We start from the raw sequence: 25,211 nt of genomic DNA on the forward strand, positions 1-25,211 counted from the left end.
CCTCAATGACTACGCGAATTAGATATTGGCAATAAAGTCACTGACTCCGTCTATAGCAAGCATTTGTGTTTCACCTGTACGACGGTTTTTATATTCCACCTGCTGATTGTCCAGATTTCTTTCGCCAATGACAATACTATGAGGTATGCCAATTAATTCCATGTCATTAAACATTACACCTGGACGTTCTTTACGATCATCAAATAGCACCTCTATGCCCATTGCAACAAGCTTGTTGTACATAGCTTCTGCGACGTCTTTAATGCGCTGGGACTTGTGCATATTCATCGGAATTAACGCAACTTTAAAAGGTGCAATTGGATCAGGCCAGATGATGCCGAATTTGTCATGATTCTGCTCAATTGCTGCCGCCACAATGCGCGAAACGCCTATGCCATAGCAACCCATTGTCAGAATTTGATGCTTACCGGTTTCACTTAGCACGCCGCAGTTCATGGCTTGAGAATATTTGTCGCCAAGCTGAAAAATATGACCTACTTCTATACCGCGCTTGATTTCCAGGGAACCATTACCGTCTGGAGACGCATCACCTGCCTGAACATTGCGAATGTCTACAGTGGTAGGCGAGCCCTTCCAATTTTCATTTATCCAGAGAGTATCAGCTTCATTGGCACCGCAAATAAAATCAGCCAGTGCTGCTGCGCTGTGATCGACAAATATTGGCAGCTTACATTCCAGTGGACTGGCGAAGGAAGGATGACACCCCAGCACCGCAGCAGCCTTTTCATCGGTAGCAATTACCAGCGGAGACATCACGCCATCCACCTTTTCTGCTTTTATTTCGTTTAAAGAATGGTCGGCGCGCAGCACCAGCATAACCCAGTTTTCAGCGGATAGTTCGGTATTTTCAGCTTGTACTACTACTACCTTTAAGGCTGCGGCTGTATCTTTGCCGTGGGCATGATAAAACTCTTCCCATGACTGATCTTCCGATTTCACGATTTTTTCCGCCTGAGCGCCAGAAGGTGAGGCCGAAGCATCAGGTGCCAGCGCCGGCGCCATTTCCACGTTGGCCGCATAGTCAGAAGCTGTTGAAAAGGCGATAGCGTCTTCACCGGAGTCTGCTAGAACATGAAATTCATGTGAGACACTGCCGCCAATAGAGCCAGAATCGGCAATAACAGCACGAAAATCCAGCCCAAGACGGGTAAAGATATTGCTGTACGCCTGATACATTTTCTCGTAGGTCTCGCTTAAGCTATCTGCATCCAAATGGAAGCTGTAAGCATCTTTCATGGTAAATTCACGACCACGCATAATACCGAAGCGCGGGCGTACTTCATCGCGGAATTTGGTTTGGATTTGGTATAAGTTGATGGGCAACTGTTTGTAACTGTTAATTTCGTTACGTACTAGCGCCGTTATCACTTCTTCGTGAGTAGGGCCGAGAACGAAATCTCGTTGATGACGGTCCTTTACGCGTAATAATTCCGGGCCATATTCTTCCCATCGACCGGACTCTTCCCATAAATCAGCAGGTTGAACAACAGGCATCAGCAATTCAATAGCACCTGCTTTATTCATTTCATCGCGGACAATGTCGGCGATTTTATTCAATACCCTCAACCCTGTCGGCAGCCAGGTGTACAGCCCTGACGCTAATTTTCTGATCATACCGGCCCGAAGCATCAGCTGGTGGCTAATGACTTCCGCATCGGCGGGGGTTTCTTTTTGCGTCGACAGTAGGTATTGACTTGTGCGCATTGCGACTATTCATCCTTTAACGAGAGAGAAAAACCGCCGTATTCTAGCAGTATCGAAATAGCCACAACAGTAAATTCTCCTGCTCCTTCAGCGAGTACTGTCAGCCGGAGCGATCTTGCTGACGTGGATCCTGCCGTCAATTACGCGCCAGCTAACGTCAAGGTCATACAGAGCCGCATGATAAGTTTTGGGATCGTCATTCAGCTTATGTTTGTAGGCTGGACGAGGATCCTGACGCAAAATATCCTGAATAAGTTGCTGCAACTGAGGATAACGATTATGCGCCGATTGCAAATAGCTCGCAGCCTGTTCGGAAAAAGTAACTTCACGATTGGGAATGGAAGCGTAACGCTCTAGGGGATCCGTGGCATTATCTAAAGCATCGGCATAAGGTAAATAAGGTTTAATATCCACAATCGGTGTGCCGTTAAGTAAATCAACGCCGCTGACAAGCAGCACCTTTTGTCCGTCAACGTCTTTTACACCTTCGTTTTTGACCACCGACATACCGATCCCATTGGGACGATGGGTGCTTCGACTTGCGAAGACGCCGAGGGTATTGTTGCCGCCAAGTCTGGGCGCCTTCACTGCAGCTTTCCAACCTCTGGATAAAGTCTCGTGGAAAATAAATAATAACCAGAGGTGGCTGAATGTTTCGATACCTTTTAAACATCTGGGGTCGGCAAATTCAGGCGTAAATTTAACTATTCCTGGTGCGTTGGCAAGATTAGGTTGACGAGGGATCGTGAACTTTTGCTGAAATGGCGTGTCAATAATAGCGATGGGGGTAATGTCAAACGTAAGTTTGGTCATATCAAGGAATGTCAGAGTTTGGGATTACGAAGTATGTTGTCATAATTCTCTCACATTTTTTTGCTATTTTACCCTCTCTCATTTTGCTGTACCCAGTTTCGATTTGGGTTTGTCGTTGCTGGTCTCCCTGGAACCCATCTTTTTAGCCCGCCTGTTTTAGGCGGGTTTTTTATACGTCCTGATCGGTATTAAGGGATGATTGAAAATCGCTGTTATGTCACTATATCTCTCTCGCTGGCCGCATGGCCATTAAACATTTGTTGTATGTCGGAAAATCATAAAAGATGATCGCGATAGGAAACCTATGATCTCAGTAAAAAATCTTTCCAAAATGTTTAGCCATTTTAAGGCAGTAGATGATTTATCTTTTGAGGTGAAGCCCGGTGATATTGTGGGTTTTCTGGGCCCCAATGGGGCGGGGAAATCCACGACTATGAAAATGCTCACCGGCTTTCTTACGCCGACTTCAGGTTCAATAAAAATTAATGGGCTAAAAATGCCTGAAAAAGCCAAAGCAATTCAAAAGAATATTGGCTACTTGCCTGAAGGAGCCCCCGCTTATGGGGATATGTCCGTTTTCCAGTTTCTGCACTTTATTGCAGATGTTAGAGGATTATCCGGTAAGAAAAAGAAGTCTCGTATTAAAGATGTGATAGAAAAAGTGGAGCTTCAGGAAGTACTTAATCGGCCAATTGAAAATTTATCCAAAGGATTTAAGCGTCGGGTAGGGCTGGCGCAGGCGATTATCCACGATCCGCAAATCCTTATTCTTGATGAGCCCACAGACGGGTTGGACCCTAATCAGAAACATCAGGTTCGGCGACTGATTCAAACAATGTCACGGGATAAAATAGTTATTATTTCCACCCATATTCTTGAAGAAGTCACTGCGGTGTGTAATCGGGTAATGATTATTGCCAACGGTGCTTTACGTTTTGACGATACCCCCGCTGCCTTGCAACAGCGTTCACGTTTCAATCAGGCGGTTACTATTAAATTCAGCTATGCCTCCGATATTTCCGGTCTTGCGGAGATTGAGGGCGTAGCGGATATGGAAGTTAACCGCAGTGACGGTATGGTCACTTTATTTCCTGAACCCGGGCATTATATTCTGGGGCCGGTGACGGCACATATTCAGCATTTTCGACTGCCGGTGGATCGGCTCTACGTAGAGCAGGGGCGGCTAGATGATGTATTTCGAGAGATTACCTCATCGGAGGTAGCAGCATGAATGTATGGCTGATTGCAAAGCGAGAGTTTAGCAGCTTTTTTTCCACCCCCGTCGCATACGTGTTTATCGCCATTTTTTTAATGTTAAGTAGTATTTTCACGTTTTTTGTAGGAAATTTTTACGAGCGCGGACAAGCAGATCTATTGCCGTTTTTTAATTTTCATCCATGGCTATACCTGTTTCTTGTTCCTGCCATTGCAATGCGTTCCTGGGCAGAAGAGCGCCGCTCAGGCAGCATCGAATTGTTGATGACATTACCTGTTTCTATTTGGGAAGCCGTAATAGGTAAGTTTTTCGCAGCCTGGGCGGTACTGGGGCTCGCACTCGTTCTCACGTTCCCATTGTGGCTCACCGTAACGTACCTGGGTAAGCCAGATCACGGTATTATCGTTGCCGCTTATTTAGGAAGCTGGCTGATGGCTGGTGCATTTCTGGCAATTAGCATGTGTATGTCGGCAATGACGAAAAATCAGGTAATTGCCTTTATTCTGGCTGTTGTTATCTGCTTTTTATTTGTGATGAGTGGCACCGCTGTGGTCTTGGATGCGTTTCGCTACTGGGCTGCTACTCTCACTATCGATACCGTTGCGTCATTTAGTTTTTTAACACATTACGATGCCATGGCTAAAGGCGTACTGGCGTTAAACGATGTTACTTATTTTCTGCTGGTAATTTTTATCTGGCTGTATGCCGGGTTAATTATTGTTGAACAGAAAAAGGCCCACTGATGAAGAAAATTACAGCAATTATCAGTTTACTGCTGCTGGCAGTACTTTTTGTGGGGTTGGTACTAGTTAACAATCAACTTCTAAGTCAAGTGCGCGTAGATCTTACAGAGAATCAGGTGTACTCACTGTCAGAGGGCAGTAAATCGGTTCTTGAAGATATTGACGAACCTCTTACGCTTTACTTTTTCTATTCGGATTCAGCCTCTAAAGGCATGACGAGTCTGCGCAATTATGCAGACAGGGTGAAAAGTCTGCTGCAAGAATATGAACAGGCGGCAGACGGCATGATTAAACTTGAAGTTATTGATCCTGAACCCTTTTCAGAAGCGGAAGATCAAGCTACGCAATTTGGTTTAACGGGTGCCACTGTAGGACCGATAGGCGAAGCGATCTACTTCGGGCTGGCCGGAACCAATGCGCTTGATGATCAATTTACCATTGCTTTTTTTGATCCTCAAAAAGAGCAGTTTCTGGAGTATGACATCAGCAAGCTGATTTACCAGCTTAGCGATCCTGAAGAAGTAAAACTGGCGTTGGTAACAGATTTGCCCGTGACCGGCGGGCAGAATCCGATGACAGGACAATTTACACCACCGATGGTATTTTTCGACCAGCTATCGCAGCTTTATGATGTGGAAGTCGTTGAAAGCAATGCCGACGCTTTACCTGAGCACACCGATGTGGTCATGCTGGCGCATCCTGGTAAACTTACTGAAAAGCTTCGTTATGCTATTGATCAATTTGCCATGAATGAAGGTCGGGTTCTTGCTTTTGTCGATCCTCATTATGAATCCGCCCCAATGTCGATGATGGGCTCAATGGGCGCTAATTCTTCCACCTTAACCTTATTGCAAAGTTGGGGAATAAACGCCGATTTACAAAAAGTGGTGCTAGATGCGCGATTAGGCCTGGACATTCGAGCTCAGGATGGTGGCATAGTTACGCATCCGGGAATTCTCGGTCTGACAGCACAAGAACTTAACCGTCAGGATGTAACTACCGCGAATCTTGAAAGCATTAATGGCGCATCTTTTGGCACATTGTCTTTGGTGCAGGGTAGTCAACTACGGCAGGAATCGCTGTTTACCAGCTCTGCTGATGCCCGGCTCATCAGTGCTGAAATGTATTCACAGAATATGGATCCTGCTGCGTTACAGAAGGAGCTGGATGGCGCTACCCAATCCTATGTATTAGCTGCCCGTTTTACTGGCCGGGCAACGTCTGCGTATAGCGGCCCCGTCGCTGAGGCAACAGCCTTCAGCAGTAACACAAGCAAAATCAGCGTTATTGTAGTAGCTGATGTTGATATGCTTGCTGATCGTTTTTGGGTCCAGCAAAGCAATTTTTTTGGTGAGACCGTTTATACGCCTTTTGCAAATAATGGTGATTTCATCACCAATGCCACAGAAAACCTAGCGGGTAGCAATGCATTGATCAGTGTGCGCAGTAGGGGCACGTTCGTGCGACCGTTTGAACGCGTGCAGGAACTGGAACTAAAAGCACAAGCGCGCTACCGCGAACATGAAGAGAAACTGCAGACTGAGCTGGCTGATACCGAAGCGCAGTTATCTCAGTTACAAAGTCATCCAGGGCAGAGCGGCGCGCTGGTTGTAAGCGCTGAGCAACAAGCAGCCATAGATGATTTTGTAGCCAAGCGGGTGGCGATCCGCAAGCAACTACGTGAAGTGCGGTATCAGCTTGAAAGGGATATCGACGCGTTGGGGAACTGGCTGAAGTTCGTCAATATTGCAGCAGCACCTTTGCTGCTGGTGATCCTTCTTTTCGGATTGTCGCGATTGTTCCGGCGTAAGGCGGGCGCGGTATACACAGGAGTTAGATCGTGAATATACGCGTTCTCATATTGACTTTTTTAGTTGCGGCTACAGGTGGTGCTGCGTATTGGCTGAATCAAAGTGGCAAAGAGGAAAAGCCGCAGGAAACGCGTTTTTTATTTAGCGATTTATCTTCCGCTGCCGGTGCGATAAATACCGTGAGCATTGAAAATCATGCCGGGATAATTTTCAGTGCTAAGCAGGAAAATGGCAAATGGCTAGCCACTCATTTAGAAGGGGCACAATCTTTTCCCGTAAATACAGATGCGCTTTCGGCTTTGGTAAGTACGTTAGCTCAAACCCATATTCTTGAAGCCAAGACCAGCAAAACCCAGAACTATTCCAGGCTGGGTGTTGAAGGCCTGAGCAGTGACGATGCGCAGTCTACACTGGTCCGCTTGGCCTCTGCTAAGCATCAGTGGCAGGTGTTGGTAGGGAATGTCGCGAGTAATGGCATGGGCAATTTTGTACGGCACCCGCAAAAGAAGCACAGCTTTCTCATTGATAGCGTTATTCGTTTACCCGCCTCCAGTAGCGACTGGCTGAAAAAAGACGTTGTGCCATTTAAAACTTCAGAGGTAGTAAAAGTTGAAATGGTATCAAACAATCGCTCGCCTCTTGTTATTGAGCGTATGGACACCTCTACTAATGATTGGGAATTGAAAGGTTTGGGTGAAGGGGAACGCTTAGCGTATTCGGGGATTTTGGCACGAACGGTGGCCGACCTCGTCAACTTTCGCTTTGATCGCGCTCATCCTTACGTGCAAAGCCAGTGGGATAATGCCGAACTGGTGGCGGATGTCAGTTTCACTCTGGCAGATAACAGCCAGGTGTTCGCTTATGTTTCGCAGGAAGAAGGAGGAGATACCAGAAAAGTCTGGTTTAACACGCCCGATAGTCCGAGCTGGATTAACGAATGGGTGTTTGAGATAACGGAATATCAGGCGCAGCCGTTTATCGTTTCAAGAAAGGATTTGTTGGCCTCAGGCAGTCAATTGTTAAACGAGAAGCAGTAGGAAATAGAGTAAAGCCGTTAAGGAAAACGGCTTTGATGCTCAGCAGGAACTACTGCGTCTTTGCTTTACAGGCTGCCAATAAGGTTGAAAAATGTTCAGCGCCTAATTGAGTGGTAGTCTGCATATTAGTAGTAAAAATAGTTTGCGGATCGCCAAAGTCTTTTAGTACGCGCGTAATATCGGCTTCCCTTATCAGATGCAAAATGGGGAACGGCGAACGATTAGTAAAGTGCGTAGCAGATGCTATAGCTTCGCCCGCAAAGCGATATTGAGGATGAAAGCTCGCCAACTGATAAACGCCATCATAGCCCCACGTCGTAATTAACTCCTGTGCCAGCTCAAGTAAATCCAGATAATCATCAAAGTTGTCAAAACCTTGCGGAAGAATAAACAAGGTAGTGGAAATATGGGATTCTTCGTCCAGCCGGGCGCACTCCACATAAAGCTGTTCTAAAGCTGCTTCGGCAGCAGGCTGAGAACATACCTGATAATGAATCGAATCCGGTTCTCGCACAAAACGGGCAAACGGACAGAAGTTATATTTAATGACAACGTCATCAAGCCAGCGCTGGGTACAGTGAATTACTGTTTCAGCAGCTATCATGAATGAAATTTCACGTACGCTTCCAGCGTATTTTCAATGAGACTTGCCACTGTCATTGGGCCTACGCCGCCAGGTACAGGCGTAATCCAACCAGCGCGCTTTACGGCGCTGTTAAAATCTACATCGCCGCAAAGACTGCCGTCTGACATACGATTTATTCCTACATCAATAACAATTGCTCCGGGTTTGATCCAGTCGCCAGGAATGAAATTAGGCTTTCCTACCGCGACGACCAACAAATCTGCACGGCTTACATGATCGCGCAAATCCTGGGTAAACTTATGGCAGGTGGTGACTGTGCAACCCGCCAGCAATAACTCCAGGCCCATGGGCCGGCCTACGATGTTAGAGGCGCCTACAATAACAGCATCCAGCCCCTTAACCGGTCTCTTTGTTGCTTCAATCATGGTCATTATGCCTTTGGGTGTACAGGGCCTTAAAGCCGGAATACGCTGCGCCAGGCGGCCGATGTTGTAAGGATGAAAACCATCAACATCTTTATGAGGATGAATGCGCTCAAGGATACGCTCTGAATTAAGTCCTGCTGGTAAAGGTAGCTGTACCAGAATACCGTCTATGGCACTGTCATTGTTTAAATTGTCGATTAGCGAAAGGAGTTCATCTTGCGACGTGTCTGATGGCAGATCGAAAGAACGCGAAATAAATCCCACTTCTTCACAGGCTTTACGTTTATTGGCGACATATACCTGCGAAGCGGCATCAGTACCAACTAACACCACAGCTAAGCCAGGAGAGCGTTTATCGGCTTCCTTTAAAGAGGTTACATAAGAAGCAACATGCTGGCGAACTTGCTTGGCAATTAATTTGCCATCAATTAAGTGAGCGGTCATAAGGGATTAAAATTCTTTATTGATGCCTGAAGGTCATATTGTTTCACAAGTTAATTCAGCTTTCCAAAACCAAATCAATTTTTTTGCGCGTAAACGGGGACAATATCAGCAACCTGTCGTAGAATGTCCGCAGTCAGCAATTTACTGATTTAATCGCCACTCGTTGGCGATATTGCACAAAAATTCAGTAGATTGGGTGCTTTGTGAGCGGTTAGATTTTTTCCGCGAAAAAGTGTTTGACGAGGATAGGGCGAGTCGGTAATATGCGCCCCCCGTAGCGGTAGTGAAATTCACAACTTCTACACAGTCGGTGAGTGGCGCAGTTTGGTAGCGCACTTGGTTTGGGTCCAAGGGGTCGCAGGTTCAAATCCTGTCTCACCGACCATTTATTGCATGCGAAGATTCGCCGAGCGTCCGTAGCTCAGCTGGATAGAGCACCCGCCTTCTAAGCGGGTGGTCGCAGGTTCGAATCCTGCCGGACGCGCCATGCGGGTCAGGTAGGTTGCCTGACAGCAAACAAAGGTTCTGATTTTTATAATCTTTGTGGTAAGATGGCGGGATACATTCGTATTATAACACCTCAATGGTGGGCGTAGCTCAGTTGGTAGAGCCCCGGATTGTGATTCCGGTTGTCGTGGGTTCAAGTCCCATCGTCCACCCCACTTTTTTGCGGAAGTGGTGGAATTGGTAGACACGCTGGATTTAGGTTCCAGTGCTTCACGGCGTGAGAGTTCAAGTCTCTCCTTCCGCACCATGTTTTTAGTAACTTCGATTACTGGTAATTCGTTTCGGTGAGTGGCGCAGTTTGGTAGCGCACTTGGTTTGGGTCCAAGGGGTCGCAGGTTCAAATCCTGTCTCACCGACCATTATCGAATTTTGATCATGGCATCGTGTAGTTCGTAAAATTGTCGTAAAATCATTTAATTACCCTGCATATTTTAGCGTTATCTCTTATTAATTGACTTAACTCATTCTTCATCAGACAAAATTTCTAATTTTCCTTGGTTTTCACTGTATTATCCCCATTATCACTGGCATCATGAGTGGCGGTTGTGATTTTTACGGGTAAATAAGGGAATTCTTCAGCAATTGCGGCCGATTCCCTCTCGACTCTGAATTTCTGTGACTGTATACTACCGCGTCTTTTTTTAACCAACGTGTTTAACCAGCGGTTTTATCATCGTTGACTAACGACCTCCAACCCGGGCGAAATTGGCCGCAGTGGCAAAACGGGAAAGGGGCCTGAGAACAAAACGTCAAACGGACGTACAGTTGAGGTAACATATGCAAGTTTCAGTCGAGACGACCCAGGGTTTAGAACGCCGTCTTACTATTACCGTTCCTGCGGAATCAGTGGATTCAGCAGTAAAAGCGCGTTTACAACAATTAGCGAAAACACAGCGTATTAACGGCTTTCGTCCAGGCAAAGTGCCTGTAAACGTAATTAAGAAACGTTATGGTCAAGCGGTTCGTCAGGAAGTAGCTGGCGATGTTATGCAGCAAAACTTCTATCAGGCTATTATTCAGGAAAAAATCACTCCTGCAGGTATGCCTAAATTTGAATTAACGAAAGATCAGGATGGCGAAGATCTGCAATTTGTTGCGGCGTTTGAAGTTTATCCTGAAATTGAAGTGAAAGGCATTGACGAAATCGAAGTTGAAAAGCCAGTTGTAGAAATTACTGACGCTGACTTAGATACTATGATGGAGACGTTGCAAAAGCAGCACGCTTCGTGGAAAGAAGCCAAGCGTGAAGCGAAGAAGGATGATCGTGTTGTTATAGATTTCGTCGGTTCAATTGACGGTGAAGAGTTCGAAGGCGGCAAAGCAGAAGACTTTACGTTGGAATTAGGCAAAGATCGCATGATTCCTGGCTTTGAAGATCCTATTATTGGAGCTAAAGCTGGCGAAGACGTTAAAGTGGAAGTGAAATTCCCTGATGAATATCATGCTGAAGCGTTGAAAGGCAAAGATGCCGTGTTTAACGTTAAAGTGAAGAAAGTAGAAGATCAACAACTGCCTGAAGTAGACGAAGAGTTTGCTACACTGTTTGGTATTGAAGAAGGCGGCGTGGAAGCATTAAGAACAGAAGTTCGCAAAAATATGCAGCGCGAGTTGGACCAGACCCTAAAAGCGAAAGTAAAAGAAGATGTAATTGCTAAATTGATTGAGAAAAACGAAGTGGACATTCCACAAGCGTTAATTGATCAGGAAATTGAGGCTCTGCGCGAACAGGCAAAACAGCGTTTCAGCCAACAGGGCGGCGGCCAGAATATGCCGGAACTGCCAGCTGAGCTGTTTACCGACAATGCTAAACGTCGTGTCACTATCGGTTTGGTATTGGGTGAAATTATTAAGACCAACGAGCTGAAAGCGGATGACGCTAAAGTTGATGCATTGATCGAAACTGCTGCATCTGCTTATGAAGATCCGCAAGAAGTAATTGATTATTACAAAAATAATCAAGAATTAATGCAGCAAATGCGCAATGTTGCATTAGAAGAGCAAGCGATTGAATGGGTACTTAGCAACGCTAAAACTCAGGAAGTCACAAAAGCTTTTGATGAGGTAATGAACAAACAGGCGTAATTTTTCACCGTCTGATTGACTTAACCTGTCAGCAACTGCTTAAATGCTCGGAACCTTCCGAGCATTTTCGTTTTAAACGCTAAGATTTCAAGGTAGCTATGATAAATACCCCATTCGATCCACAAAATGCACTGGTTCCTATGGTTGTTGAACAAACATCCAAAGGGGAGCGGTCCTACGACATTTACTCACGCCTACTAAAAGAAAACGTTATTTTTCTTGTTGGACAGGTGGAAGACCACATGGCAAATCTCATTGTGGCGCAGATGTTGTTTTTAGAAGCTGAAAATCCAGAAAAAGACATCTATCTTTATATTAATTCGCCTGGCGGTTCGGTAACAGCCGGTATGGCAATTTACGACACCATGAATTTTATCAAACCTGATGTGAGTACGGTTTGCGTTGGTCAAGCGGCCAGTATGGGGGCGTTTTTATTATCCGGTGGTGCTAAAGGTAAGCGCTACTGTTTACCTAACGCGCGGGTGATGATTCACCAGCCTTTAGGTGGCTTTCAAGGACAAGCGTCAGATTTTGAAATTCATGCTAAAGAAATCCTGTCTATTAAAGAAAAGTTGAACCGTTTAATGGCGCAGCATACTGGACAAGATTATGAAACTGTAGCCCGCGATACCGATAGAGATAACTTTTTGAGTGCCACTCAATCGAAAGAATATGGTTTAATTGACCAGGTACTAACAAATCGATCTGACGCGGTTACTTCTAAGTAGTATAGTTATTAATAGCCTGAATACGTGCTTGCGCACATCCAATTCATATTCAGGAAAGGCAGAGGCATAACGTAATGAGTGATAAACAGAACGGAGACGGTGACAACAAGCTATTGTACTGCTCGTTTTGTGGCAAAAGCCAACACGAAGTAAGAAAGTTAATAGCTGGGCCGTCCGTTTTTATCTGTGACGAGTGTGTCGAACTTTGTAACGACATTATTCGGGAAGAGATTAAGGAAATCGCGCCTAAACAGAAGCATGATGCTTTACCCAAACCTCACGAAATTCATGCACATCTGAATGACTATGTGATCGGTCAGGAGCACGCTAAAAAAGTATTGTCTGTAGCGGTTTATAACCACTACAAGCGACTACGAAATGGTGATGTTCACGAGGGAGTGGAACTTGGAAAAAGTAACATTCTGCTAATCGGACCTACAGGCAGTGGTAAAACGTTACTAGCGGAAACTTTAGCGCGGTTGCTGGATGTGCCGTTTACGATGGCAGATGCGACAACCCTTACCGAAGCAGGTTATGTGGGCGAAGACGTCGAAAACATAATTCAGAAGCTACTTCAGAAATGTGATTACGATGTTGAAAAAGCCCAGAGAGGAATCGTTTATATCGATGAAATTGATAAAATTTCGCGTAAATCCGATAATCCTTCGATTACCCGGGATGTCTCCGGTGAAGGCGTGCAACAGGCTTTACTTAAATTAATAGAAGGGACTGTTGCTTCCGTGCCTCCGCAGGGAGGGCGTAAGCATCCACAGCAGGAATTCCTGCAAGTGAATACTTCTAAAATTTTATTTATCTGTGGTGGTGCGTTCGCCGGTTTGGATAAGGTCATTGAGCAGCGGGCAAATACCAACAGTGGTATTGGGTTCGGTGCAACAGTCAAATCCAAAGACAGTAATAAAGACATCAGTCAACTGCTTAAACAGGTTGAGCCAGAAGACCTGGTAAAATACGGTTTAATTCCAGAGTTCATCGGACGTTTACCCGTTGTCACCAGTCTGGAAGAGTTGAATGAAGAAGCGTTAATCGAAATCCTGCGCGAGCCGAAAAATGCAATTACAAAACAGTATTCGGCATTATTTGCGATGGAAGATACGGAACTTGAATTCCGCGATGACGCCCTTCATGCTATTGCTAAAAAAGCAATGCAACGCAAGACCGGTGCCAGAGGGTTACGCTCCATTGTAGAAGCTGTGCTATTAGACACGATGTATCACCTGCCTTCTATGGAGGAGGTTAACAAAGTGGTTATTGATGAAACCGTGATCAGAGGGGAATCAAAACCAATTCTGATTTATGGCAATAACGACAAAAAAGCAGCTGCTGAGTAAGCATCAAAAAGGGCCTTCGGGCCTTTTTTTCTTTTTATCTTCACCTTTAAGGGTGAGATCTCCAAACAGATATGAAAATGGTTGTAAATCCACCGCAACCGAATAGCATTGATAAAGGTAAACCTTATGCTAATCCGCATTAATGTGTGCTCTGAGCTGATTGCATCATAGTCGTTTAGTACTATTAAGAGGATGCCGGGCTGAAATCGATTGAACTTTGCATAGGCATCCCCATATAAACCGACATTACTAACTATATAGAGAACACGTATGACAGTTGAGCGTGAAAATCGCATAGAAATTCCCGTACTTGCCTTACGGGATGTGGTGGTATATCCACACATGGTCATACCGCTGTTTGTCGGACGGGAAAAATCCATCCGTTGTCTTGAAGCAGCAATGGAAAATGACAAACAGATATTTCTGGTCGCACAAAAAGATGCCAGTGTTGATGAGCCAGAATCGGATGACATTTATACCGTAGGCACAATTGCAACAATTTTGCAGTTGCTGAAGCTGCCGGACGGCACAGTAAAAGTGCTGGTAGAAGGTAACGTGCGCGGTGAAGTCGAAACCTATTCCCAATCTGATCCTTATTTTACAGCAGACATTGCCCGCGTTCATGATGAGAATCTTTCCGATAGCGAACAAGAAGTGCTTATTCGCTCTGCAGTGTCGCAGTTTGAGGGTTACGTTAAATTAAATAAAAAGATTCCTCCTGAGGTACTCACCTCGTTAAATGGTATTGAAGATGCCGCACGTCTGGCAGATACCATGGCGGCGCATATGCCATTAAAGTTGGTGGAAAAGCAAAAAGTGCTGGAAATGAAAGGCGTTAATGAACGTCTTGAATATCTTATGGCGCTGATGGAAGGCGAAATCGATTTGCTGCAGGTGGAAAAGAAAATTCGCACCCGCGTGAAAAAGCAAATGGAGAAAAGTCAACGCGAGTATTATCTGAATGAGCAAATGAAAGCTATTCAGAAGGAACTTGGCGAACTTGATGATGCGCCGGATGAATTTGAAGCGCTAAGTAAAAAAATTACTGAAGCAAAAATGCCGAAAGAGGCCGAAGATAAAGCGAAGGCAGAACTGCAAAAGCTTAAGATGATGTCTCCCATGTCTGCTGAAGCTACCGTGGTACGTAGTTATATTGAATGGTTAACATCGGTTCCCTGGCATAAGCGTAGCGCCGTTAAAAAAGATTTAGCGCGTGCTGAAGAAGTACTGAATGCTGACCATTACGGGCTTGAGAAAGTCAAAGAGCGGATTATTGAATATTTGGCGGTACAGCAACGCGTCAAAAAGTTGAAAGGACCGATTCTGTGTTTAGTGGGTCCGCCTGGGGTAGGTAAAACGTCACTTGGACAATCGGTAGCGAAAGCAACCGGCCGCAAATATGTCAGAATGGCCTTGGGTGGCGTGCGGGACGAAGCGGAAATTCGCGGGCATCGCAGAACCTATATTGGTTCGTTGCCAGGAAAACTGATTCAGAAAATGGCGAAAGTAGAGGTTAAAAACCCGCTGTTTTTGCTTGATGAAATAGATAAAATGTCTGCTGATATGCGCGGCGACCCAGCTTCTGCTCTACTTGAAGTGCTGGATCCAGAGCAAAACAATAGCTTTAGCGATCATTATCTGGAAGTTGACTACGACTTGTCTGATGTCATGTTTGTTGCGACTTCTAATAGTATGAATATTCCTGGTCCGCTACTGGACAGAATGGAAGTTATCCGCCTTTCCGGCTATACCGAAGACGAAAAACTGAATATTGCTGTTCGGCATCTTATTTCGAAGCAGATAGAACGCAACGGGCTTAAGAAAAACGAACTGGAGATCACTGAATCTGCAATAATCGGTATCATTCGTTACTACACTCGTGAAGCGGGAGTGCGTAATCTGGAACGCGAGATTTCCAAGGTTTGTCGCAAGGCAGTGAAAGATATTTTGCTTAGTAAGAGCAAAGAAAAAGTCGTGGTGACGCAAGAAAATCTAAAGGAATATCTTGGTGTTCAACGTCATGACTATGGTAAAGCGGATAAAGAAAATCAGATTGGTCAGGTAACGGGACTGGCCTGGACACAAGTAGGCGGCGATCTGCTTACCATAGAAACTACCGCGGTACCTGGAAAAGGCAAAATGACCACGACCGGTTCTCTCGGTGATGTAATGCAGGAATCGATTAAGGCGGCAATGACGGTTGTACGGAGTCGTGCAGAGAAGCTGCGTATTAATCAGGATTTTTATGAAAAGCGCGATATTCATGTTCATGTGCCTGAAGGCGCGACGCCGAAAGATGGGCCCAGCGCCGGTATCGCCATGTGTACGGCATTGGTGTCTTCATTAACGGGAAATCCTGTTAAATGTGAGGTTGCCATGACGGGAGAAATCACATTGCGCGGAGAGGTTTTGGCTATCGGCGGCCTCAAAGAAAAGTTACTTGCTGCTCATCGCGGTGGTATAAAAACGGTTGTTATACCCAAAGAAAACGAACGGGATCTGGAAGAAATTCCGGACAACGTTAAGCGTGAGTTAAAGATCCATCCAGTTAAATGGATTGATGAAGTGTTGGATATTGCGCTTCAGGAACCCGTTGAATCTTTTAAAGTAGTGACTGAGAAATAACCGATTCAAGAAGGCTACATCCTACGTATAGTAAGGGATGTAGCTATTTTCTGTCACATTTGATTAAAAATTGAGCGTTAGGCCCTCGTTTTGCTGTTTTTTTTTAAGAATAGGGCTTTCAAGCGACAAAACTTGTGTTACCTTTACTGAGTGCTCGCTTGAAGCCTTGTATTTAAAGGGATAGCAGCGATTCATTAATAAGTTAACTATTTGTAACACATTGCTTGATGTTACCTGTCAAGCTTGTTATAACGTTCGGAGCAAAACCAATAAGTGTTTCGGATAAACAGTATAATAACAAACGAAGGGGATCATAATTGTGAACAAGTCTCAACTCATCGACCAAATCGCTGCTGGTGCAGATATTTCTAAAGCAGCCGCTGGCCGCGCTTTAGATGCGTTTACTGATGCAGTAACTGCAGCGCTAAAAGACGGTGACCAAGTTGCACTGGTAGGTTTCGGTACTTTCGCAGTTCGCGAGCGTTCAGCTCGTAGCGGCCGTAACCCTCAAACTGGTGAGACTATTCAGATCGCAGCAGCTAAAGTTCCTTCTTTCAAAGCGGGTAAAGCTCTGAAAGACGCTTGTAACTAAGCTTAAATAGATTGAGAAAAAGGCGATGGCTTGACCATCGCCTTTTTTATTTCTATACCGGCAAGGCAGTTGTAGATTACGCGTAATTGCCGATAGGCTTCATGGAAGGTAGCTGACAACGTAGTGATAACTCTTACCGTGCAGATAGAAACACCGATTAAACTGCACATAAAACGACGTTCAATAACGTCGAAAGACAGTCATTCGCTATACAAAAATTTCGCGTTTAATCCACTAAATACGTTATAATCTCGCCTTATTTTGTCTGGTACAACGACTTGTTTGGGTCCAGAGAAGAAACCTGACGAGTGTAGTAAGCAACGGAGTTAAAATCTAATTATGCTAGAAAGAATCAGAGAAGGTTCTCAAGGCCCTTGGGCAATGATCATTATCGGTCTGGTTGTCCTGAGTTTCGTGTTTGCCGGTGTCGGTAGTTATCTGACATCCTCAGGCTCTACTGTGGCGGCAACCGTAAATGGCCAGGAAATTAGTCTTGATACCCTTGAGCGTGCGTACCAGAACCAGCGCCAGCGTATGGAAGCGCAATATGGAGAAAGTGTTTCTGCGATGTTTGCAGACGAAGGGTATCTGCGCGAGTTCCGTCAGGGTGTTTTGGAGCGTTTAATTGGCGATACGCTGGTTGAGCAGAAAGCACGAGAAGTGGGATTGCGAATCAGTGATGCGCAGATTCGGGATACTATTCGCCAGATGCCAGAATTTCAAACAGCAGGTACGTTTGATAACAATCGTTATATCAGCATATTGCGTCAGAATGGCTTTCAAGCAAGCGATTTTCGCGATTATCTTCGGGTCGAGCTTACCCGTAAGCAACTTGCCAGTGGCTTAGGCGCTTCAGCGTTTGCTTTACCGTCTGAAGTTCAGCGCGTTTATGATTTGCAGGCGCAGACCCGCGATGCTCGGTATCTTACTGTAAATGCCGCTCCTTTTGCCGAATCAATTGACGTCAGCGACAGTGAAATTCAAAACTATTATGAGGCGAATATTACAGCTTTTGATACGCAGGAAAAGGTAAATATCGCTTACGTAAACTTGTCTGTAGATGACTTAAAAGATGATGTTACTGTTTCCGATGGAGAGATCGATGAATACTATCAGAATAATCAAGACCGCTATCGTAAAGAAGAGCAACGTCGGGTTTCGCATATTCTTATAGAATTTGGCGATGACGAAGCGGCTGCTAAAGCCGAAGCAGAAGCGTTGCTGGCGAAAATTAAAGATGGCGCCGATTTTGCGCAAGTGGCAAAAGAAAATTCTCAAGATACTTTATCTGCCGAAAATGGCGGCGATCTTGACTTCATTTCGCCTGATATGATGGATTCGGCCTTTGATGAAGCTGCTTTTGGTTTGGCAAATAAAGGTGATGTCTCTGGTGTTGTAGAAACGGAATTCGGTTACCACATCATTAAGCTTACGGATGTGAAGCCGGAACAAGTTACTCCCTTTGAAGAGGTTTCTACGGAAATTCGTGAGACATTATTAGCTGACAAGGCTACAGAGAAATTCTTTGACTTACAGTCAAGAATGGCAGAAGTCGCATTTGAGGTTCCCGATACGTTGGAAGACGTAGCCGGGGTAGCCAATAAAGAGATCAAGGAAACCGGCTTATTTAATCAGGCTTCTGCGCCGGCGCCTATGGATAATCCAGCGGCACTATCTGCTGCATTCTCACCAGAGTTGATTGAAGATGGTGTGAACAGCGAACTTATTGAGCTGGATGAAAACAATGTAGTGGTAATGCGGGTAAAAGAGCATGAACCGCAACGTACACGTAGTCTGGAAGAGGTGAAATCTCGTATTGAGTCTAGCTTGCGTGCGGAAAAGGCGCAGCAAGCAGCAATGGCCTGGGCTGAATCTTTGGTAGCGAAGACGGAAGCTGGAGAAAGTATCGAGGACATGCTGGCGCAGTATGATCTTGATTGGAAGTCCGTTGAAGGTGTAAATCGAGCAGGCGGCGAACTACCCGCTAATCTGGCGGAAACACTGTTTCGCCTGGCTCCGACAGAAGGCGAAAAAACTGATGTTGTTTCACTAACCTCTGGTGATGTTGGTGTTATCGAACTTACTGCTGTAAATACTGCTGAGAAGCTGGATGACTCTGTAAAAGCGGATCTTAAGCAGCGTCTGGCTTCTAATTTCGGGCAGAGTACCTATGAGAGCTTTGTCAGCGCATTGAGAGAGGAAGCGGATGTGAGTATTGCCAGCAATCTTTAGCATGCGAAATAGCTAGTTTTAGGATAAATAACCCCAATCCTGTTTAAGAAATTGAACTAAAAGCCTGTTCCAAGATCGGATCTTTCGACAAAGAAATGACCAAATCAACAAGGAACAGGCATGAAGAATCTAGTTGAATTATTTTGCGATGTCGATGACTTTTGCAAAGTGTTTATTCCCCAATGGCAAAAGCAGCTACTTGAAGACGGCACCAGAAGACGACGACGTGAGTGCCGTATGTCAATGAGTGAAATGATGACAATCATCATCGGTTTTCACATGTCACATCATCGCGATTTTAAGAATTATTACTCGGGATATGTAAGAGTATTTTATCGCAACGCATTTCCTGATTTGCTTAGTTATACGCGCTTTTTAGAAGTAATGCCGCGAACAATTGTGCCCATGTGTGCCTACTTCAGTACTTTAAAGGGAAAGCCTACAGGCATTGAATTCATTGACTCTACCAGCCTAAAGGTTTGCCATAACATTCGCATACCTCGCCATAAAACCTTTGACGGGATAGCGCAAAGAGGAAAAGGAACAATGGGCTGGTTTTACGGCTTTAAACTACACTTGATAGTGAGCCATCTGGGTGAAATCGTGGCGGCAAAAGTGACGACGGGGAATGTCCATGACACAAAACCTGTCGAAGAATTAGCTCGACATTTACCCGACAAATTGTATGGCGATAAAGGGTATTTGAGCAAAGCATTAGAAGCTAATTTATTTGAGAAAGGCGTCAAACTTATCACCACGGTTCGCAAAAATATGAAAGCAAAAGCGATGTCTTTATGGGACAGAGCGATGCTATCGAAGCGCTTCATTATTGAAACTATCAACGACCAATTAAAGAACATTTCATACATTGAGCACTCAAGGCATCGCAGTATAAATGGTTTTACACTCAATTTAATGGCTGGTCTGGTGGCTTATTGTCTTAAAGAAAACAAGCCATCCCTTAATATCAGTGACATTGAGCGCAATGCGATGGTTGTTGCTTAAGCCGATCTGGGGTTAAATAGGAAAGGGCGCTGAATCTCAGCGCCCTTTTTTTTGCTGTTGCTGCGCTGTATACCTATTTTGAGCTGCGCCAATTGCGTTCGATAGCCCCGCAAAACCTTAAGGAGATTGGTTCGTCAAAAGTTGAAGAATTCTCGCGCTAAGTGAGCAAACATCAAGGCGGATTAGTATTATACGCAGTCAAAATTCCATAATGCATAATTCTGCACTAGTGTGGAGGCATAGGGGTGACATGCGTGATTTGAGGGAATGGCCATTCGAATCATAGCGGCGCCTTGTGTGGTGACCGCATAGGGCAGTAGACCACTTCCCCTGCTGATTATAAGCGTTAATGGGTCAGGAAAAGCATTAGTGTGTAGAATGCGGCAATGACACTCGATAGGATAAGAATATACACAAATCCTTGTTTCCCTTCACTGATGGCATAACCATTCATTTTCAAATAGCCAATCCATAGCGCGCTGAGCAGTAGCGGTAATAGCACAAATATTTTAATCAAAAGTTTTATCCACACGTCCTTTTTCCAGCATGTGCTGATTATCTTATGCTTCCATAGGATATGAAAGCAACTTCTCTGTAAAGATTATGCCGATGAAGTTTTCACTTTGTTAAAGAAATTATCATTTCGCGAACATGGTGCGCCCCTTGCACTGACAAGCTCGTGCGCAAATTAAATAGGGAGCATTTATGAATCTAGCCACAGCAATAGTCTGCGTTGGGATAATACTTACCACTTGCTCAGCTGAGCTTTTGGCTGCTGATAGAAGCAATGCGCTATCGTCCGGATACGACAGAAAACCTGCCAAAGAAGGAGACCTGCCTGTAGGCTGGCAGAAGAACCTTTTAAAGGGGCAATTTCTGGATTATGACGTGTATCGTATGGGACAGCTCGTGTACAGAGAGCCTTCAGCGGGAATTGTATCCATCCGCATTGAAAATAAAGTGATACGGCTGGTGGAGAACACGCGAGAAATTGTGAGTGTGTTGGATACCCTGTAATCGCTTCTGTTGAGTCATTTCCCTGGTGAGTCGCAAATCGTGTCATGCCAAATATCGTCATGACACGCTAAAGGAAACCCGAACGAATCGAGCTTTCTGTCGCTGAAGAGAGACAATTTCAAAAGTGACTTCTACTCCTTTCTTTTACTTTTCCGCTGATTTGTCTGATGTTATGCTGTCTTAGTCATGTTGCAATCTTGCAAATAGCGCTTTTTCTTTTTCGCGGTAAGCTGGTGCATATCAACCACTATTAAGCCATCGATACAATTATTGAAATCCGGATCTACGTTAAAATCGATAAAAGCCGCGCCGCCTTCATGACATATCTCGGTGTATTGCTTATATAAGGTCGGAACATTTACACCCATGTTGGCAAGTAAATGCTTTAACAGGGTGAACTCCTTTTTATAGTTGTTACCGACAAACCTTTGAAGAGTATCTCCGTTTCCCTGATAGGGGAGTCGGGAGCGTGCCTCAGCAAATTTCGCGGGATAATAGGTGCGATAAAATTGTACCAATAAGTCTTGTGCGGGTTTGGGATAAGCATTGCTTATACTAACCGCACCAAATAAGTATCGATACTTTGGATAGCGAGCCAAAAATGCCCCAATACCAAACCAGAGATAATCAAGGCTACGTTTGCCCCAGTAGGCAGGTTGTACAAAGCTGCGGCCCAGCTCCAGTCCTTGAGAAAACAACCTGTCATTTTGCTGCGAATAATTAAACAGGGTTGCTGAGTAAAGCCCGGTAGGGTGGGTTGGCGCGGCAAGTTGTTCGGCATCACCAAAACGATACGCGCCAACAATTTCAAGATCATTTTCATCCCACAATATCAGATGATAGTAATACGCATCATAGGCATCGATGTCACGACGTTTGTTGGTTCCTTCCCCCACTGCGCGGAATGCGATCTCTCGTTGACGGCCTATTTCCCGCATGATAGGTGAGCAATGGGTGTGCTGATAAAGAAAGATATGTTTGCCATCGGCGGTGTGGCCCAGGTGTTCACATTGCTGCCTGATGGCTTTGCTCAATTCTCTTCTATCTTCAGGAGGCGCAATGGCTGCTTGTGTGGTCAATAAACCTTTTTTACTGTGGCCAATTCTATAAAGATGTCGTTTAAACAATTTAACCTGAGCGGCAATGGGCAAAGCAAGTGGCTGGTAAACTTGTGCTGGTATAAGTTCGCCAATTCTAATTGGCAAATGGCTTTGATGTTTACGAAACATTTCTTTGACCAACATGGCGGTTGCCAAAGGCTTATAGATCATGGACAACCCGTAGAACAATGATGAATTCTTAGCATCAATGTAAACCGGCAGAATAGGCGCTTTTGCGAGCCGGGCAATGCGTAAAAAGCCGCTATTCCATGTGGTGTCGCGCACGCCTTGCGGACGTAGACGAGAAACTTCACCGGCGGGAAATATTAGTAAAGCGCCTTCAAGATGGAGGTGGCGTTGAATTGCCTCAAGATGCTGTTTGGGTGTACCGCCTTGCATATTGTTGACGGGCAACAGTATATTTTGCAAAGGTTCAATTGCCATGAGCATTTGATTTGCCACCACTTTGATGTCGCTGCGCACTTCGCTAATAAGCTTAATAAGCGCAAGACCATCAAGGGAACCGATGGGATGATTGGCAATAATGACGACACGTCCCGCACTGGGAATGCGCTCCTTTTCCACGTCTCGTGTAGAATAGCTAACGGTGAAATATTCAAGAACCTGTTCTACGAAATCAATGTCTTTGTAATGCGGGTAAGCGTCTTTGAATTCGTTCATTTCCCGCTCGTGCAACAAGTGGCGCAGGACAAAAGACAAAGATTTGAAAAGAACAGGGTTATTGCTTACCTGTGGATAATGCTTATTGAGAACTTCATCGACTGTGAACATAATCTTTCCCGGCTTTTTGCGCACTGTATCAACTGAACATGACGCTTTTTGCACAATCTTGCTTCACTTATTTGACAATGTACGCGGGGAACTGACTGTTGCTAAGGAACGTGGAATGGTGATGGGCTGTTGCTGACACAGCAGTAGTACCGGAAAGCAGATATAAAAAAAGCGCCGAAGGGCGCTTTTTTAAATGTTGCTAAATAAAACTTAGCCTAGTGCTTTAATTTGTGCAGCTAGACGGCTCTTATGGCGAGCAGCTTTATTCTTGTGAATCAAACCTTTGGTAGCCATTCTGTCAAGGATCGGCGTAGCAGTAGCAAGTGCAGCTTGAGCACCTTCTTTATCGCCATTAGCGATTGCTGCTACTACTTTTTTGAGACTTGTACGAGTCATGGAGCGACGGCTGGCATTATGCTGACGACGCTTTTCGGCCTGAATTGCACGTTTCTTAGCAGATTTAATGTTAGCCAAGGTGTAACTCCGAAATAAAATTCATGTCAAAAACGAGGGTGCGGATTTTGCCTACCAATCGCTTAATTGTCAAACTGTTTTAGCAACTAAGACAGACTCAATAGGAAAAGACACTCTGTTCACGCGGCGCGCATTATAGCAGTACTTTTCGGGAATATCACCCGAGTTTTTATCTAAAATTAAATACAGTCCTAATTATGCATCGGTTTTAGCTAAAAACTTCTGCGTTGAGTTATTTCCCCGCTATCGCCATTCCGCTATGATGTCGGTCCGCTAATTTACGCGCTAATCAAGAGGTATTGTGTCAGGGAAGCTATTAAAGTCAGGGCTAATTGTCAGCGTCATGACCTTGTTATCCAGAGTGTTGGGCCTGGCACGGGACGTCGTCGTTGCTCGACTGATGGGCGATGGGGCTGCTGCTGATGTTTTCTTTTTTGCCAACAAGATTCCCAATTTTTTGCGCCGGCTATTTGCTGAAGGTGCGTTTGCTCAAGCTTTCATTCCTGTACTAACGGAAGTGCACCATGAAAACGATAAGGCGCAGCTGCGGGAATTCGTCGCGAAAGTATCCGGAACATTGGGCGCTATAGTGTTTGTTGTGGCTTTAGTGGGAGTAATCGCCTCACCTGTGCTGGCTGCTTTATTTGGCATGGGATGGTTTATTGATTGGTGGAACGGCGAAGAGGCGGGTGATAAATTTCTGCTAGCCTCTACCATGCTCAAAATTACCTTTCCCTATCTGGCATTTATTTCGCTTACCGGATTAGCGGGCGCAATTCTCAACACTCTTAATAAGTTTGCGGTAGCGGCATTCACCCCAGTGCTGCTAAATATCTGTATTATTATTCTTGCTGTGTATCTGGCTCCCCATTTGGCGCAACCGGCTTTTGCCCTTGCCTGGGGCGTATTCATAGGGGGAATCGTTCAGCTAACTTTTCAATTGCCATTTTTATATCAGGCTGGACTGCTGGTAAAACCTAAGTGGGGCTGGCACGACCCTGGAGTCGTTAAAGTAAGAAAGCTCATGATACCCGCGCTTTTTGGCGTGTCAGTAGGGCAAATTAATCTGCTGCTTGATACCTTTATTGCCAGTTTTTTAATGACGGGTTCGATTAGCTGGCTTTACTATTCCGATCGTTTATTAGAATTTCCTCTTGGGCTATTTGGCATTGCCATAGCAACGGTGATATTGCCTACGTTATCGCGGAATCATGTGGCGAAAGATCCTAAAGCCTTCGCCGGTAATATCGATTGGTCGGTACGTATGGTGTGCTTTCTTGGTTTACCCGCGGCTGTTGGGCTTGCAGTGATGGCCGAACCTATTCTTACTGTCATTTTCCAGCGCGGGGCGTTTACGCCAGAAACCGCTCGAATGTCTTCTTACTCCTTGACGGCATATGCTTTTGGTTTGCTCAGCTTTATGCTGGTAAAGGTGCTGGCGCCGGGGTTTTACTCTCGTCAGGATCTGAAAACGCCAGTGAAATATGGTATCTGGTGTATGATAGCCAATATGGTTTTCAATCTGATATTTGCCATTCCGTATGGCTATATCGGGTTGGCTATTGCCACCAGTCTGTCTGCCACCATGAATGCAGGATTACTGTATTTAACATTACACCGGGTCGGGGTGTTTAGAGTCAGTCGCGAAACATTTTGGTTCTTAATCCGGATTATCGCAGGCAGTACGGTGATGGGGGCGGTGATACTATGGCTGGACAAAGGCGATAGTTTTTATTTACTGTCGTTGCTGGAACAGATTAAACATGTGGTGCTGACCATCGGCCTTGCCGTAGTTACCTTCATTGCGACGTTACTTATTCTGGGAATTCGCCCCCGGCATTTCAGGGCTATTGGCGGATAAAGCGGGATGAACAATTGGTATTACGGAACGGGTCGTTTATAATCGCG

19 protein-coding genes and 5 tRNA genes are annotated in these 25,211 nt (G+C 45.1%); 18 read left to right on the forward strand and 6 right to left on the reverse strand.

Annotation, left to right across the window (positions count from 1 at the left end; translation table 11 throughout):
* Positions 1–18: 18 nt before the first annotated feature.
* Both CA267_RS15460 and tsaA read right to left on the reverse strand, forming a co-directional pair.
* Positions 19–1,725: a proline--tRNA ligase gene (locus tag CA267_RS15460; RefSeq protein WP_075610245.1), complete on the reverse strand. Its 1,707-nt coding sequence runs from the start codon at positions 1,723–1,725 to the stop codon at positions 19–21.
* Between the two features lie 87 nt (positions 1,726–1,812).
* Positions 1,813–2,538: a tRNA (N6-threonylcarbamoyladenosine(37)-N6)-methyltransferase TrmO gene (gene tsaA / locus CA267_RS15465; protein ID WP_075610246.1), complete on the reverse strand. Its 726-nt coding sequence runs from the start codon at positions 2,536–2,538 to the stop codon at positions 1,813–1,815.
* A gap of 304 nt (positions 2,539–2,842) precedes the next feature.
* On the opposite strand from tsaA, the gene CA267_RS15470 reads away from it, so the two are divergent.
* Genes CA267_RS15470 through CA267_RS15485 form a run of 4 tightly spaced genes read left to right on the forward strand, consistent with a single transcriptional unit; the run spans position 2,843 to position 7,345 of the window.
* On the forward strand, positions 2,843–3,769 hold the full coding sequence (locus CA267_RS15470) for an ABC transporter ATP-binding protein (protein WP_075610247.1): 927 nt from the start codon (positions 2,843–2,845) through the stop codon (positions 3,767–3,769).
* Entirely contained in the window at positions 3,766–4,497 is a 732-nt protein-coding gene (locus tag CA267_RS15475; RefSeq protein ID WP_075610248.1) for an ABC transporter permease subunit, read from the forward strand. The genes CA267_RS15470 and CA267_RS15475 overlap by 4 nt, the downstream gene beginning before the upstream one ends.
* Entirely contained in the window at positions 4,497–6,341 is a 1,845-nt protein-coding gene (locus CA267_RS15480) for a GldG family protein (RefSeq protein WP_075610249.1), read from the forward strand. The genes CA267_RS15475 and CA267_RS15480 overlap by 1 nt, the downstream gene beginning before the upstream one ends.
* Positions 6,338–7,345 (forward strand): DUF4340 domain-containing protein, encoded by a 1,008-nt coding sequence (locus CA267_RS15485; RefSeq protein WP_075610250.1) that lies wholly within the window; start codon positions 6,338–6,340, stop codon positions 7,343–7,345. The genes CA267_RS15480 and CA267_RS15485 overlap by 4 nt, the downstream gene beginning before the upstream one ends.
* A gap of 49 nt (positions 7,346–7,394) precedes the next feature.
* On the opposite strand, the gene CA267_RS15490 is transcribed toward CA267_RS15485, so the two are convergent.
* Positions 7,395–7,949 (reverse strand): DUF1415 domain-containing protein, encoded by a 555-nt coding sequence (locus CA267_RS15490; protein ID WP_075610251.1) that lies wholly within the window; start codon positions 7,947–7,949, stop codon positions 7,395–7,397.
* Positions 7,946–8,800, reverse strand: a complete 855-nt coding sequence (gene folD / locus CA267_RS15495; RefSeq protein ID WP_075610252.1) for a bifunctional methylenetetrahydrofolate dehydrogenase/methenyltetrahydrofolate cyclohydrolase FolD — start codon at positions 8,798–8,800, stop codon at positions 7,946–7,948. Before folD ends, CA267_RS15490 begins: the two co-directional genes overlap by 4 nt.
* A 308-nt stretch (positions 8,801–9,108) precedes the next feature.
* Between folD and CA267_RS15500 the strand changes: the two genes are divergently transcribed.
* The 13 genes from CA267_RS15500 (at position 9,109) to CA267_RS15560 (ending at position 20,937) form a co-directional block, all read left to right on the forward strand.
* A tRNA-Pro gene (locus CA267_RS15500) sits at positions 9,109–9,185 on the forward strand.
* A gap of 25 nt (positions 9,186–9,210) precedes the next feature.
* Positions 9,211–9,287 (forward strand) — tRNA-Arg (locus CA267_RS15505).
* A gap of 99 nt (positions 9,288–9,386) precedes the next feature.
* Positions 9,387–9,462, forward strand: a tRNA-His gene (locus CA267_RS15510).
* A 7-nt stretch (positions 9,463–9,469) separates the two neighbouring features.
* Positions 9,470–9,554: transfer RNA gene (locus CA267_RS15515), tRNA-Leu, on the forward strand.
* Between the two features lie 35 nt (positions 9,555–9,589).
* A tRNA-Pro gene (locus tag CA267_RS15520) sits at positions 9,590–9,666 on the forward strand.
* Between the two features lie 418 nt (positions 9,667–10,084).
* The gene (gene tig, locus CA267_RS15525; RefSeq protein WP_075610253.1) at positions 10,085–11,389 is read left to right on the forward strand and encodes a trigger factor; all 1,305 of its coding nucleotides are present in this window, start codon (positions 10,085–10,087) and stop codon (positions 11,387–11,389) included.
* 98 nt (positions 11,390–11,487) lie between these two features.
* A complete protein-coding gene (clpP, locus tag CA267_RS15530; protein WP_075610254.1) occupies positions 11,488–12,117 on the forward strand; it encodes an ATP-dependent Clp endopeptidase proteolytic subunit ClpP in 630 nt (209 codons plus the stop codon).
* A 74-nt stretch (positions 12,118–12,191) separates the two neighbouring features.
* On the forward strand, positions 12,192–13,466 hold the full coding sequence (gene clpX, locus CA267_RS15535) for an ATP-dependent protease ATP-binding subunit ClpX (protein WP_075610255.1): 1,275 nt from the start codon (positions 12,192–12,194) through the stop codon (positions 13,464–13,466).
* 270 nt (positions 13,467–13,736) lie between these two features.
* Positions 13,737–16,091, forward strand: coding sequence for an endopeptidase La (gene lon / locus CA267_RS15540; protein WP_075610256.1), 2,355 nt, complete (start codon positions 13,737–13,739; stop codon positions 16,089–16,091).
* Positions 16,092–16,410: 319 nt separating this feature from the next.
* Positions 16,411–16,683, forward strand: a complete 273-nt coding sequence (gene hupB / locus CA267_RS15545) for a nucleoid-associated protein HU-beta (RefSeq protein WP_018983015.1) — start codon at positions 16,411–16,413, stop codon at positions 16,681–16,683.
* A gap of 339 nt (positions 16,684–17,022) precedes the next feature.
* Positions 17,023–18,915 (forward strand): SurA N-terminal domain-containing protein, encoded by a 1,893-nt coding sequence (locus CA267_RS15550; RefSeq protein ID WP_075610257.1) that lies wholly within the window; start codon positions 17,023–17,025, stop codon positions 18,913–18,915.
* 120 nt (positions 18,916–19,035) lie between these two features.
* On the forward strand, positions 19,036–19,920 hold the full coding sequence (locus tag CA267_RS15555) for an IS982 family transposase (RefSeq protein WP_170669076.1): 885 nt from the start codon (positions 19,036–19,038) through the stop codon (positions 19,918–19,920).
* Positions 19,921–20,625: 705 nt separating this feature from the next.
* Positions 20,626–20,937 (forward strand): hypothetical protein, encoded by a 312-nt coding sequence (locus CA267_RS15560; RefSeq protein WP_083638566.1) that lies wholly within the window; start codon positions 20,626–20,628, stop codon positions 20,935–20,937.
* Positions 20,938–21,107: 170 nt separating this feature from the next.
* Here CA267_RS15560 and CA267_RS15565 read toward each other — a convergent pair whose 3' ends face one another.
* Together CA267_RS15565 and rpsT are read right to left on the reverse strand one after the other, a co-directional pair.
* A complete protein-coding gene (locus CA267_RS15565; protein WP_075610338.1) occupies positions 21,108–22,829 on the reverse strand; it encodes a GNAT family N-acyltransferase in 1,722 nt (573 codons plus the stop codon).
* A gap of 210 nt (positions 22,830–23,039) precedes the next feature.
* On the reverse strand, positions 23,040–23,303 hold the full coding sequence (gene rpsT, locus CA267_RS15570; protein WP_075610259.1) for a 30S ribosomal protein S20: 264 nt from the start codon (positions 23,301–23,303) through the stop codon (positions 23,040–23,042).
* A 301-nt stretch (positions 23,304–23,604) separates the two neighbouring features.
* Here rpsT and murJ point away from each other — a divergent pair, with 301 nt between their 5' ends.
* Complete coding sequence (gene murJ / locus CA267_RS15575) at positions 23,605–25,164, forward strand: murein biosynthesis integral membrane protein MurJ (RefSeq protein WP_075610260.1); 1,560 nt, start codon at positions 23,605–23,607, stop codon at positions 25,162–25,164.
* Positions 25,165–25,211: the final 47 nt, after the last annotated feature.

The organism is Alteromonas pelagimontana, from assembly GCF_002499975.2.
GTDB classification, from domain to species: Bacteria; Pseudomonadota; Gammaproteobacteria; order Enterobacterales; family Alteromonadaceae; genus Alteromonas; species Alteromonas pelagimontana.